Raw genomic sequence first — 12333 nt, 5'->3', positions numbered from 1 at the left:
GGCCGCCCCCGCCCCCCCCCTGGGGCGCGCGGTTGGGGGGGGGGTGGGGCGCCCCGGGCGATGGGCCGCAAAGCGGCCCCAGTGTTTTCCCCGATATAACCGAGACCAAGCAATGCCGCTGTCCAACATCCAGATCCTGCACGAAGACGCCGCCATCCTGGTGATCAACAAACCGACCCTGTTGCTGTCGGTACCCGGCCGCGCCGAGGACAACAAGGACTGCCTGATCACCCGCCTGCAGGAAAACGGCTACCCCGACGCCTTGATCGTGCACCGCCTGGACTGGGAAACTTCCGGCATCATCCTGCTGGCCCGGGATGCCGACAGCCATCGCGAGCTTTCGCGCCAGTTCCACGACCGCGAAACCGAAAAGGCCTACACCGCGCTGTGCTGGGGCCAGCCGGCGCTGGACAGCGGCAGCATCGACCTGCCGCTGCGCTACGACCCGCCGACCAAGCCACGGCATGTGGTGGACCACGAGCAGGGCAAGCATGCGCTGACCTTCTGGCGCATCGTCGAGCGCTGCGGTGACTACTGCCGGGTAGAGCTGACACCGATTACCGGGCGTTCGCACCAGTTGCGCGTGCACATGCTGTCGATCGGGCACCCGCTGCTGGGCGACCGGCTGTATGCCAACCCCGAGGCATTGGCTGCCCACGAGCGGCTGTGTCTGCATGCCTCGATGCTGAGCTTTACCCACCCGGTGTCCGGGGAGCGGATGAAGTTCGAGTGCCCTGCGCCTTTCTGAATTTGTACAGCCTGTACCGGCCTCTTCGCGGGCGAGCCTGCGAAGAGGCAGACACAATTTGTCGACCTAATACGCTAAACTCGCGCCACTGCTGTCTGGAGTGAGCTATGCGCGACGCACTGAATTCTGGCCTTATCGACTTCCTCAAGGCCTCCCCCACGCCCTTCCACGCCACCGCCAGCCTGGCCCAGCGCCTGGAAGCTGCCGGCTACCAGCGCCTGGACGAGCGCGACAGCTGGGCCACAGTGCCTGGCGGTCGCTACTACGTCACCCGTAACGACTCGTCGATCATCGCCATCAAGCTGGGCAAGCAGGCACCGTTGCTGAACGGTATCCGCATGGTCGGCGCCCACACCGACAGCCCGTGCCTGCGGGTCAAGCCGCAGCCCGAGCTGCAGCGCCAGGGCTTCCTGCAACTGGGCGTCGAAGTGTATGGCGGCGCCCTGCTGGCGCCCTGGTTCGACCGCGACCTGTCGCTGGCCGGCCGGGTCACCTACCGCCGTGACGGCAAGGTCGAAAGCCAGCTGATCGACTTCAAGCTGCCGATCGCAGTCATCCCCAACCTGGCAATCCATCTCAACCGCACCGCCAACGAAGGCTGGGCGATCAACCCGCAGAACGAGCTGCCGCCTATCCTGGCCCAGGTAGCGGGTGACGAGCGCATCGACTTCCGCGCCCTGCTCACCGAGCAACTGGCCCGCGAGCACGAGCTGATCGCCGATGTGGTGCTGGATTACGAGTTGAGCTTCTACGACACCCAGGACGCCGCGCTGGTCGGCCTGAACGGCGACTTCATCGCCGGTGCGCGCCTGGACAACCTGTTGTCGTGCTACGCCGGCCTGCAGGCCCTGCTGGCCGCCGACAACGACGAAACCTGCGTTCTGGTGTGCAACGACCATGAAGAAGTCGGCAGCTGCTCGGCCTGTGGCGCCGACGGCCCGATGCTGGAGCAGACCCTGCAACGCCTGCTGCCGGATGGCGACGCCTACGTGCGCACCATCCAGCGCTCGCTGATGGTGTCGGCCGACAACGCCCACGGCGTGCACCCCAACTACGCTGACAAGCACGACGGCAACCACGGGCCCAAGCTCAACGCCGGGCCGGTAATCAAGGTGAACAACAACCAGCGCTACGCTACCAACAGCGAAACCGCCGGGTTCTTCCGCCACCTGTGCATGGCCGAGGAAGTGCCGGTGCAGAGCTTCGTGGTACGCAGCGACATGGGCTGTGGCTCGACCATCGGGCCGATCGCGGCCAGCCACCTGGGCGTGCGTACGGTGGATATCGGCTTGCCGACCTTTGCCATGCATTCGATTCGCGAGCTGTGCGGCAGCCATGACCTGGCGCACCTGGTGAAGGTGCTGAGCGCCTTCTACCGTTGCCGCGAGTTGCCTTGATGCCTTGATGCAAGCAGGCCTGGCCTCTTCGCGGGCTCGCCCGCTCCCACAAGATCATCACAGCATTCAAGGTCTGTGCAGTAACTGTGGGAGCGGGCATGCCCGCGAAGAGGCCGGGCCTGCTCAAGGTCAATCCCGCTTCGCCTGCTACCCGCTATGCTTGTTACATGGCCCCTCTGCAAAAGGATTGCTGTCCATGTCCCCGTTCCTGTCCCTGTTCGTGCCGGTGTTCCTGTTCCTGATGCTGCTGACCATCGGTTTCAGCCTGCGCGAACGCAATATCGGCGTTGTGATGATGTGGGTCGGCACACTGGGTATCTTTGGCCTCACCTGCTGGAAAATCCTGGAGCAACTGCCGTCGTGAACCTCTACACTCGGCCAATCGTTTGACCTGAGGTAGTTTTGCCAGTGCCTGCCCTCCTGCGTTGCCTGCTCCTGCTGCTGTTTCTGTTTGTCACCCCGCTACAGGCTGCGGGCCTGCCAGGTCTGCTTGGTGGCAGCGCGCCCGCGCAGCCAGAGGCCAGCGAACCGCTGGGCAAGTCGCTGGACGAGGTGATCAAGAACCTGGAAAACGACCAGCAGCGCGCCAAGCTGCTGGCCGACCTGAAAAAGCTGCGCGACGCCACCAGGCAATCGCAACCCACCGTCGAGCAGGGCGTGCTCGGCCTGATCGGTGGCGCCCTGCATGACTTCGAAAAACAGTTCAGCGGCGATGCCAGCCCGTTCCATCGCTGGGCCGCGGAAATCGAACAGGCCCAGGCCGAATTGACCGAGTTGATGGTGCCAGTGCACCAGTGGCCGGCCATTCTGTTCGGCTTTGCCGCCGTCATTGCCGTCTGGAGCGTGCTGGCCTACGCCTTCAACTGGGTCGGCCACCGGGTACGCCTGCGCTTTGGCCTGAGCGAAGAATTGCCGCAACACCCGCGCACCTGGGACCTGGTGCGCTTTGCCCTGCGCAAGCTGGGCCCGTGGCTGGTGGCGCTGGTGTTCACCGTGTACCTGAGCTTCGTGCTACCGCCATCGCTGGGCAAGTCCCTGGCCATGGTGCTGGCCTACGCACTGGTGGTCGGCACCTGCTTCTCGGCCATCTGCGTGATCGCCTTCTCGCTGCTCGACGGCCCCCACCGCCACCGCGCCCTGTACATCCTGCGCCACCAGGCATTCCGCCCGCTGTGGCTGATCGGCAGCTTCGCCGCGTTTGGCGAAGCGATGAGCGACCCGCGCCTGATGGTTGCCCTCGGCACCCACCTGGCCCACGCCCTGGCCACCCTGGCCAACGTAATTGCAGCGCTGTGCACCGGGCTGTTCATCCTGCGCTTCCGCCGCCCGATCGCCCACCTGATCCGCAACCAGCCGCTGTCACGGCGCCTGACCCGGCGCACCCTCAGCGACACCATCGAGATCCTCGGCAGCTTCTGGTTCGTGCCAGCACTGATCCTGGTGGCGATTTCGCTGTTCGCTACCTTCATCTCGGCCGGCGACACCAGCACCGCCCTGCGCCAGTCGCTGATGTGCACGGTGCTGGTGGTGGTTTGCATGGTGCTCAATGGCCTGGTACGCCGTCACGCCGCCAACCCCAAGCGCGCCAACAAGCGCCAGGCTGTGTACGCCGAGCGCCTGCGCAACTTCGGTTACCTGCTGGTGCACCTGTTCATCTGGCTGGTATTCATCGAGCTGGGGCTGCGCGTGTGGGGCCTGTCGATGATCAGCTTCGCCGAAGGCGAAGGCCACGACATAAGCGTGCGCCTGCTGGGCCTGGCCGGTACGCTGATCGTCGCCTGGCTGGTGTGGATCCTTGCCGACACCGCCGTGCACCACGCACTGGTGCGTTCGCGCCGGGGCCTGGCCAACGCCCGCGCGCAAACCATGATGCCGCTGATCCGCAACGTGATGTTCGTGGTCATCTTCATCATCGCGGTGATCGTCGCCCTGGCCAACATGGGCATGAACGTCACCCCACTGCTGGCGGGCGCCGGTGTGATAGGCCTGGCCATCGGTTTTGGTGCACAGTCACTGGTGGCCGACCTGATCACCGGGTTGTTCATCATCATCGAAGACTCGCTGGCCATCGACGACTACGTGGATGTGGGCGGGCACCTGGGCACGGTGGAGGGGCTGACCATCCGTACCGTGCGCCTGCGTGACATCGACGGCATCGTGCATACCATCCCGTTCAGCGAAATCAAGAGCATCAAGAACTACTCCCGAGAGTTCGGCTACGCGATCTTCCGCGTGGCGATCCCGCACAGCATGAACATCGACCAGGCGATCACGCTGATTCGCGAAGTGGGGCAGAAGCTGCGCAACGACCCGCTGATGCGCCGCAACATCTGGTCGCCGCTGGAGCTGCAGGGGGTGGAGAGCTTCGAGTCGGGGTCGGCGATCTTGCGGGCGCGGTTCAAGACTGCGCCGATCAAGCAGTGGGAAGTGTCGCGGGCGTTCAACCTGGCGCTGAAGCGGCAGCTGGATGAGGCCGGGCTGGATTTGGCGACGCCGCGGTTGTCAGTGCAGGTAGTGACTGCCAGTTCCTCCAGTTAGGGCCTCTTCGCGGGTGAACCCGCTCCCACAAGTACTATGCAAAGGCTGAAACCTGTGCGATCCCTGTGGGAGCGGGTTTACCCGCGAAGAAGCCAACATTTCATCCAGCCTGGGCGCGGATGCGGATGGCATCATGCCGCCAATACTCCAGGTCACAGTCGATCAGGTGCCCATGCTGGTCACTGTTGACACGGGTGATATGCAACCCCGGGCTTCCCGTCGACACCTTCAAGGCACTGGCCGCCTCCACCGGCAACGCCGTCGGCAAGATCTCGAAGCACACCTGCCCATACTGGATGCCATACACCCGTCCATAAATCTCGGTCAGCGACTGGGCCAGGTCCTGTTCGAGTATCTCCGGGAAGTACCGGGGGTTGAGGTAGTGCTCGGCATACAGCACCGCCCGCCCATCGATCCGCCGTAACCGGCAGATACGTACCACGCTGGACAACGCAGGCAACTGCAAGCGCGCACAGATGGCCGCCGAGGCCGGCTGCAGCCGCGCCGACAACAGTTCGGTACTGGGCACCCGCCCCTGGTCGCGGACCATGGCATGGAAGTGGCTGCGCTCGATCAGGTCGTAGGTCAACCGTTCGGGCGCGACGAACCAGCCGCGACGCTCTTCGCGGTAGATCAGCCCCTGCGCTTCCAGCTGCACCAGCGCCTCACGCAGGGTAATGCGCGTGGTATCGAACACATCGCTGAGCTTGCGCTCGGCCGGCAGCTTGCCGCCCGGCGCCAGCAGGCCGTGCTCGATCTGCTCCTGCAGGGCGTGACAGATGGCTGTTACCGCACGCGGTGGCATCGACTGCATCAAAGGTTACCTATCTGGACTAGTCCAGCCCCAGAACAGGGCACTTGGAGAATAGTGCAAGCCTAGGCAGGGCTGATGAACATCCTGTGACAAAGGCTCTCGCCAGACACTGCCAGAAACGCGCCAAGCCAGCAGAACCGGGGCGGCTCCGTGGTCTACGCTGTAGCTTCAGAGCCTTCACCGGCCCTTCCTTACATCAAACTGTCACGCAAGCAGCCTACCTTGGCTCAAGGTTTGCTGACCTAGACCAACGGTCACCAGTCAACGGCTTCACTCATAACAACCATCGCTAAAGGCACCCACCCAAGGAGCTTCGGATGAAAAAGTTGTTCATGGCGTCACTGCTCGGTTCGGCCATCGCTCTGTGTACCACGGCCATGGCCGCCGACACCGACCTCAAGGCCCTGGAAGAAGCCGCCCGCAAGGAAGGCAACGTCAACAGCGTGGGCATGCCAGATGCCTGGGCCAACTGGAAAGGCACCTGGGAAGACCTGGCCAGCAAGTACGGCCTCAAGCACAGCGACACCGACATGAGCTCGGCCCAGGAAATCGCCAAGTTCGAAGCCGAGAAGGACAACGCCAGCGCCGACATCGGCGACGTGGGTGCCGCCTTCGGCCCGATCGCCGTGAGCAAGGGTGTGAGCCAGCCGTACAAGCCGAGCACCTGGGATCAGGTGCCGGAATGGGCCAAAGACAAGGACGGCCACTGGGCGCAGGCCTATACCGGCACCATCGCCTTCATCATCAACAAGGACCTGGTCAAGGAAGGCGAGCGGCCAACGACCTGGCACGACCTGGAAAAAGGCAAGTACAAGGTTGCCATCGGTGACGTCGGCACCGCTGCCCAGGCCGCCAACGGCGTGCTGGCAGCGGCTATCGCCTACAAGGGTGACGAGAGCAACCTGGCACCGGGCCTGCAACTGTTCACCAAGCTGGCCCAGCAGAAGCGCCTGTCGCTGGCCAACCCGACCATCCAGACCCTGGAAAAGGGCGAGGTAGAGGTGGGCGTGGTGTGGGACTTCAACGGCCTGAGCTACCGTGAACAGATCGACCCCAAGCGTTTCGAAGTGCTGATCCCGTCGGATGGCTCGGTGATCTCCGGCTATACCACCATCATCAACAAGTACGCCAAGCACCCGAATGCGGCCAAGCTGACGCGTGAATACATCTTCAGCGACGCCGGGCAGATCAACCTGGCCAAAGGGCATGCGCGGCCGATCCGTGCCGAGCACCTGAAGCTGCCGGCCGATGTGCAGGCCAAGCTGCTGCCCAACGAACAGTACAAGGCTGCACTGCCGATCAAGAATGCCGAGGCCTGGGAAGCGAGCTCGAAGAAACTGCCGCAGATGTGGCAGGAGCAGGTGATCATCGAGATGGAGTAAGGGGCTATCTTCTGTAGCGCCTGAACAGGCCTCATCGCCGGCAAGCCAGCTCCCACAGGTACCCCACTGGGTCTGAATCCTGTGGTAGACCTGTGGGAGCTGGCTTGCCGGCGATGAAGGCAACGCGGTTTATGACTGGAGCCACCATGCAACACAACGTCATCCTGGTCCTGCTCGACGGCCTCAACTACCAGGTCGCCCACCACGCCATGGGCCACCTGCACGCCTACGTCGAGGCCGACCGTGCCGCGCTGTACCGCGTGGAATGCGAACTGCCGTCGCTGTCGCGGCCGCTGTACGAGTGCATCCTCACCGGTGTGCCGCCGATCGACAGCGGCATCGTGCACAACAACGTCAACCGCCTGTCCAACCAGCGCAGCGTGTTCCACTACGCTCGCGAGGCCAACCTGGGCACTGCGGCGGCGGCCTATCACTGGATGAGCGAGCTGTACAACCGCTCGCCCTTCGACCCGCAGCGCGACCGCCATACCCACGCACCGAAGCTGCCGATCCAGCACGGGCTGTTCTACTGGGACGACCGTTACCCCGATTCGCACCTGCTGGCCGATGGCGAATACCTGCGTCGCCGCCATGCACCCAACTTCCTGTTGGTGCACCCGATGAGCATCGACGATGTCGGCCACCACCACGGCCTGGACAGCAGCCAGTACCGCAACGCCGCGCGCAGCGCCGACATCCTGCTGGCCGATTACCTGCCGGGCTGGCTTGAAGAGGGCTACCAGGTACTGGTCACTGCCGACCACGGCATGAACAACGATCGCTCGCACAATGGCCTGCTGACCGAGGAGCGCGAAGTGCCGCTGTTCGTCTTCGGCGATGCCTTCAGCCTCGACCCTGCGGCCAAACCGCTGCAGACCGAGTTGTGCGGGACCATCTGCGAGCTGCTCGGCGCGCCGCATGACAAGAGCGTCTGCCGGGAGCTGCTGAAGTGACCACACCCAAGAGCAGCAGCGCCCGCGGCCGCTACCTGGCCCTGCTCTGCCTGCTACCGTTCGCCGTGTTCTTCGTCATCTTCCAGATCGCCCCGCTGGCTTGGGTGGCGATCAACAGCCTGCAATCGGAAGCAGGTTGGGGCGTGGACAATTTCAGCAAGGTATTTGCCTCGAAGTTCTACCTGCAGGCCCTGCAACGCAGCCTGGAGATCAGCTTCTGGTCGAGCCTGTTCGGCATCGTCATCGCCACCCTCGGCGCCTATTCGCTACGCCAGGTGGACTCGAAGCTGCGCGACTTCGTCAGCGCCTTCGCCAACATGACCAGCAACTTCGCCGGGGTGCCGCTGGCCTTCGCCTTCATCATCCTGCTCGGTTTCAACGGCGCGCTGACCCTGCTGCTGAAGCAGGTCGGCCTGCTGGAGGACTTCAGCATCTATTCCAAGAGCGGGCTGATCCTGGTGTACACCTACTTCCAGATCCCGCTTGGCGTGTTGCTGCTGTACCCCGCGTTCGACGCCCTGCGTGAAGACTGGCGCGAGTCGGCCGCACTGCTGGGCGCCAACCACTGGCAATTCTGGCGGCACATCGGCCTGCCGGTGCTGACCCCGGCCCTGCTGGGCACCTTCGTCATCCTGTTGGCCAACGCCCTCGGTGCCTATGCCACCGTGTACGCGCTGACCACCGGCAACTTCAACGTACTGCCGATCCGCATCGCCGGCCTTGTGGCCGGTGACATAAGCCTCGATCCCAACCTGGCCAGCGCCCTGGCGATGGTACTGGTGGGGCTGATGACGCTGGTCACGGTGGTGCATCAATGGCTGCTGAAAAGGAGCTACCATGCGCGCTGACGCCCGCTCCGGCGGCTGGTACCACCGCGCCGTGGTCTACCTGCTGTTCCTCATCCTGCTGCTGCCGCTGGCCGGCACCCTGCTCTACTCGCTGGCCACCAGCTGGTCGGCCAGCCTGTTGCCCAGCGGCCTGACCTTCAAGTGGTACATCGCGCTGTGGAGCGAGCCGCGTTTCCTGGCTGCCTTCGGCCAGTCGCTGCTGGTGTGCGTGGGCGCACTGCTGCTGTCGGTGGTGCTGATCCTGCCGCTGCTGTTCGTGGTGCACTACCACTTTCCAAGGCTCGACGCGCTGATGAACATCCTCATCCTGCTGCCCTTCGCGGTGCCGCCGGTGGTGTCGTCGGTGGGGCTGCTGCAGCTTTATGGCAGCGGGCCCATGGCCATGGTCGGCACGCCTTGGATCCTGATCGGCTGTTACTTCACCATCGCCCTGCCCTTCATGTACCGGGCCATCACCAACAACCTGCAGGCGATCAACCTGCGCGACCTGATGGATGCCGCCCAACTGCTGGGCGCCAGCACCTGGCAGGCGGCGCTGCTGGTGGTGCTGCCGAACCTGCGCAAGGGCCTGATGGTGGCACTGCTGCTGTCGTTCTCGTTCCTGTTCGGCGAGTTCGTGTTCGCCAACCTGCTGGTCGGCACCCGCTACGAGACCCTGCAGGTGTACCTGAACAACATGCGCAACAGCAGCGGCCACTTCAACAGCGCGCTGGTGATCTCGTACTTCGCCTTCGTGCTGGTACTGACCTGGGTCGCCAACCGCCTGAACAAGGACAAGACCTGACATGAGCTTCGTCAGCGTACAGAAACTGCAAAAAAGCTACGCCGGCAGCCCGGTGTTCGAGAACATCGACTGCCGTATCGAACGCGGCGAGTTCGTTACCTTGCTTGGCCCGTCCGGTTGCGGCAAATCCACGCTGCTGCGCTGCATCGCCGGGCTGACCCCGGTGGACAGTGGTCAGATCCTGCTTGACGGCCACGACATCGTGCCGTTGAGCCCGCAAAAGCGTGGCATTGGCATGGTGTTCCAGAGCTATGCACTTTTCCCCAACATGACCGTGGAGCAGAACGTCGCTTTCGGCCTGCGCATGCAGAAGGTGAAGGCTGACGAAAGCCAGGCCCGGGTGCGCGAGGCGCTGGAGCTGGTGGAGCTGGGCAACTTCGCCGGGCGCTACCCGCACCAGTTGTCCGGCGGCCAGTGCCAGCGCGTGGCCCTGGCCCGCTCCCTGGTCACCCGCCCGCGCCTGCTGCTGCTCGACGAGCCGCTGTCGGCGCTGGATGCGCGTATCCGCAAGCACCTGCGCGAGCAGATCCGCGCCATCCAGCGCGAGCTGGGGCTGACCACCATCTTCGTCACCCACGACCAGGAAGAGGCGCTGACCATGTCCGACCGCATCTTCCTGATGAACCAGGGGCGCATCGTCCAGAGCGGCGATGCCGAAACCCTCTACACCGCGCCGGTGGACCTGTTTGCCGCCGGCTTCATCGGCAACTACAACCTGCTCGACGCCGACAGCGCCAGCCGCCTGCTGCAGCGCCCGGTGGCCAGCCGCCTGGCAATCCGCCCCGAGTCGATCACATTGGGCACCAATGGCGAACTGGATGCCGAGGTGCGCAGCCACAGCCTGCTGGGCAACGTGATCCGCTACCGCGTGCGGGTGCGCGAGGTGGAACTGGTGGTCGACGTGCTCAACCGCTCACCGTCCGACCTGCACGCAGACGGGCAACGGGTAAGCTTGTCGATCGACCCCACGGCGCTACGGGAAGTGGCCTAAGGAGAATCAACACCATGGCACTGGCAATTTTCGATCTGGACGAAACCCTGATCAACGGCGACTGCGCGTCGCTGTGGAGCGAGCAGATGGCCCGGCTGGGCTGGGTCGACGGCAAGGACTTCCTGCGCCGCGACCATGAGTTGATGGAGGCCTATGGCAAGGGCCACCTGCGGATGGAGGAGTACATGGCCTTCAGCCTGGAGCCGATTGCCGGGCGTACCCTGGAAGAGGTCGAGCACCTGGTGGAGCCGTGGGTCGAAGAGGTGATCGAGCCGATCATCTACGGCGACGCCTGCCGCTGCATTGCCGAGCACCGCAAGCGTGGGGATCGCATCCTGATCATTTCGGCGTCGGGTACGCACCTGGTCGGGCCGATTGCGGCGCGGCTGGGAGTGGACGAGTACCTGGCGATCGAACTGGAGGCGGTGAACGGGGTTTATACCGGCAAGACCCATGGGGTGCTGACCTATCGCGAAGGGAAGATCACGCGGTTGCTGGAGTGGCTTGACCAGGAGCAGGAGAACCTGGAGGGGGCGAGTTTCTATTCTGATTCGCGGAACGATTTGCCGTTGTTGCTGAAGGTGGATCATCCGCATGTGGTGAACCCCGATGCGGTGTTGCGGGAGCATGCCGAGATCAACAAGTGGCCGATCCTGAGCTGGACTTGAGGGCCATGGGGGCGCTTTGCGCCCCTTTCGCGACACAAGGCCGCTCCTACAGGAGATCGCATTACCTTGTAGGAGCGGCCTTGTGTCGCGAGGGGCTGCAAAGCAGCCCCGGCAATCTCAAGCCAGGCCTGGGTCGATCACCATCACCAGCTTGCCCGACACCTGGTTGGTCTCAAGCTCGGCATACGCCGCCTGGGCGAACTCCACCGGGTAGGTATCCACCAGCTGCGGCGACAGGCGCCCTTCGGCAAACAGCGGCCACACCTGCAGCTGCAAATCGCGCAGCAGCTCGGCCTTGAAGCCGTCATCGCGGTTGCGCAGCGTAGAGCCGGTAATCTCCAGGCGCTTGCCCAGTACCTGTGCCAGGTCCAGCTCGAACTTGCGCCCGCCCATCAGGCCGATGATCACCCAGCGCCCGTCACGCGCCAGCAACTTGAGGTTGAGCTCGCCGTAACTGGCACCCACCGGGTCGAGAATCACATCGAACGGGCCGAAACCTTCCAGCGCTTCCAGGTTTTCGTTACGTACCACACCACCGGCGGCGCCCAGCGCCTCGCAGTAGGCCAGGCGGTCCTGCGAACCGACGCTGACCCACACCGGGCTACCGAATGCCTTGCACAGCTGGATGGCGGCCGAGCCAACGCCGCTGGCGCCAGCATGTACCAGCACCTTCTCGCCAGCTTTCACGCCACCGAGCTGGAAGATGTTCAGCCAGGCAGTGGCGTACACCTCCGGCAACCCCGCCGCCTCGTGCAGGCTCAGGCCTTCGGGCACAGGCAGCACGTGGCGGGCATCCACCACCACTTCCTCGGCCATGGCGCCGCTGGCCAGCAGCGCGCAAACACGGTCACCCACCCGCCAGTCGGCACCGGCGCCGACTTCTTCGATCACGCCGGAACACTCCAGGCCCATGTATGGGCTGGCGCCTGGCGGTGGTGGGTACAAACCTTTCATCTGCAGCAGATCGGCGCGGTTCAGCCCCGCAGCAGCCACGCGAATGCGCACTTGGCCCGCGTCACAGGTCGGGCGTTCGGCCTCGACCCAGGCCACATGTCCGTCAACGCCTTGCAATGCCTTCACAGTGCCTCCATAGTTGAATCATATGACCGAGCCTGGGAACGCCAAGTCCCCAGGCTTTTTGCAGTATGCATCCGGTTTTTTGCAACCGGTGAACAGAAAAGACGGCCTACTATGCGTGATCAATTGTCTC

Annotated in this window: 12 protein-coding genes; 10 read left to right on the top strand and 2 right to left on the bottom strand. The window is 64.0% G+C overall.

Going from position 1 to position 12333, the window contains the following annotated elements; genetic code table 11:
* The first annotated feature begins 112 nt into the window (after positions 1-112).
* From IRZ77_RS21050 to IRZ77_RS21035, 4 genes are all read left to right on the top strand, one after another.
* Complete coding sequence (locus IRZ77_RS21050; RefSeq protein WP_085601790.1) at positions 113-748, top strand: RluA family pseudouridine synthase; 636 nt, start codon at positions 113-115, stop codon at positions 746-748.
* 107 nt (positions 749-855) lie between these two features.
* Positions 856-2145: a M18 family aminopeptidase gene (locus IRZ77_RS21045; protein ID WP_108481226.1), complete on the top strand. Its 1290-nt coding sequence runs from the start codon at positions 856-858 to the stop codon at positions 2143-2145.
* A 196-nt stretch (positions 2146-2341) separates the two neighbouring features.
* Positions 2342-2509 (top strand): hypothetical protein, encoded by a 168-nt coding sequence (locus IRZ77_RS21040; RefSeq protein WP_173015136.1) that lies wholly within the window; start codon positions 2342-2344, stop codon positions 2507-2509.
* A gap of 44 nt (positions 2510-2553) precedes the next feature.
* Positions 2554-4683 (top strand): mechanosensitive ion channel family protein, encoded by a 2130-nt coding sequence (locus IRZ77_RS21035; protein WP_046616755.1) that lies wholly within the window; start codon positions 2554-2556, stop codon positions 4681-4683.
* Between the two features lie 100 nt (positions 4684-4783).
* Here IRZ77_RS21035 and IRZ77_RS21030 read toward each other — a convergent pair whose 3' ends face one another.
* On the bottom strand, positions 4784-5497 hold the full coding sequence (locus IRZ77_RS21030; RefSeq protein ID WP_135001715.1) for a UTRA domain-containing protein: 714 nt from the start codon (positions 5495-5497) through the stop codon (positions 4784-4786).
* 317 nt (positions 5498-5814) lie between these two features.
* Here IRZ77_RS21030 and IRZ77_RS21025 point away from each other — a divergent pair, with 317 nt between their 5' ends.
* From IRZ77_RS21025 to IRZ77_RS21000, 6 genes are all read left to right on the top strand, one after another.
* Positions 5815-6879 (top strand): ABC transporter substrate-binding protein, encoded by a 1065-nt coding sequence (locus tag IRZ77_RS21025; protein WP_196174347.1) that lies wholly within the window; start codon positions 5815-5817, stop codon positions 6877-6879.
* 146 nt (positions 6880-7025) lie between these two features.
* Positions 7026-7832 (top strand): alkaline phosphatase family protein, encoded by an 807-nt coding sequence (locus IRZ77_RS21020; RefSeq protein ID WP_025338062.1) that lies wholly within the window; start codon positions 7026-7028, stop codon positions 7830-7832.
* Positions 7829-8680, top strand: coding sequence for an ABC transporter permease (locus IRZ77_RS21015; protein WP_046616725.1), 852 nt, complete (start codon positions 7829-7831; stop codon positions 8678-8680). The genes IRZ77_RS21020 and IRZ77_RS21015 overlap by 4 nt, the downstream gene beginning before the upstream one ends.
* Positions 8670-9464, top strand: coding sequence for an ABC transporter permease (locus tag IRZ77_RS21010; protein ID WP_013971414.1), 795 nt, complete (start codon positions 8670-8672; stop codon positions 9462-9464). The genes IRZ77_RS21015 and IRZ77_RS21010 overlap by 11 nt, the downstream gene beginning before the upstream one ends.
* A 1-nt stretch (position 9465) precedes the next feature.
* Positions 9466-10455: an ABC transporter ATP-binding protein gene (locus IRZ77_RS21005; protein WP_046616727.1), complete on the top strand. Its 990-nt coding sequence runs from the start codon at positions 9466-9468 to the stop codon at positions 10453-10455.
* A gap of 14 nt (positions 10456-10469) precedes the next feature.
* A complete protein-coding gene (locus IRZ77_RS21000; RefSeq protein WP_046616728.1) occupies positions 10470-11123 on the top strand; it encodes an HAD family hydrolase in 654 nt (217 codons plus the stop codon).
* 117 nt (positions 11124-11240) lie between these two features.
* Here the strand turns inward: IRZ77_RS21000 and IRZ77_RS20995 are convergent, their stop codons facing one another.
* Positions 11241-12203 carry an NAD(P)H-quinone oxidoreductase gene (locus IRZ77_RS20995; RefSeq protein WP_046616730.1) on the bottom strand — a complete coding sequence of 321 codons (963 nt, stop codon included), beginning with the start codon at positions 12201-12203 and terminating at the stop codon, positions 11241-11243.
* Between the last annotated feature and the right edge of the window lie 130 nt (positions 12204-12333).

Source organism: Pseudomonas pudica, assembly GCF_015680405.1.
In the GTDB taxonomy this organism is placed as follows: domain Bacteria; phylum Pseudomonadota; class Gammaproteobacteria; order Pseudomonadales; family Pseudomonadaceae; genus Aquipseudomonas; species Aquipseudomonas pudica.
Note: the sequence above shows the minus strand (reverse complement) of the source record. Positions and strands in the feature narration are given on the sequence as shown.

Bases quoted from the DNA above. Each gene is read 5' to 3' on its own strand.
- IRZ77_RS21050 (WP_085601790.1), top strand. From the start codon at position 113: ATGCCGCTGTCCAACATCCAGATCCTGCACGAAGACGCCGCCATCCTG.
- IRZ77_RS21045 (WP_108481226.1), top strand. From the start codon at position 856: ATGCGCGACGCACTGAATTCTGGCCTTATCGACTTCCTCAAGGCCTCC.
- IRZ77_RS21040 (WP_173015136.1), top strand. From the start codon at position 2,342: ATGTCCCCGTTCCTGTCCCTGTTCGTGCCGGTGTTCCTGTTCCTGATG.
- IRZ77_RS21030 (WP_135001715.1), bottom strand. From the start codon at position 5,497: ATGCAGTCGATGCCACCGCGTGCGGTAACAGCCATCTGTCACGCCCTG.
- IRZ77_RS21025 (WP_196174347.1), top strand. From the start codon at position 5,815: ATGAAAAAGTTGTTCATGGCGTCACTGCTCGGTTCGGCCATCGCTCTG.
- IRZ77_RS21020 (WP_025338062.1), top strand. From the start codon at position 7,026: ATGCAACACAACGTCATCCTGGTCCTGCTCGACGGCCTCAACTACCAG.
- IRZ77_RS21010 (WP_013971414.1), top strand. From the start codon at position 8,670: ATGCGCGCTGACGCCCGCTCCGGCGGCTGGTACCACCGCGCCGTGGTC.
- IRZ77_RS21005 (WP_046616727.1), top strand. From the start codon at position 9,466: ATGAGCTTCGTCAGCGTACAGAAACTGCAAAAAAGCTACGCCGGCAGC.
- IRZ77_RS21000 (WP_046616728.1), top strand. From the start codon at position 10,470: ATGGCACTGGCAATTTTCGATCTGGACGAAACCCTGATCAACGGCGAC.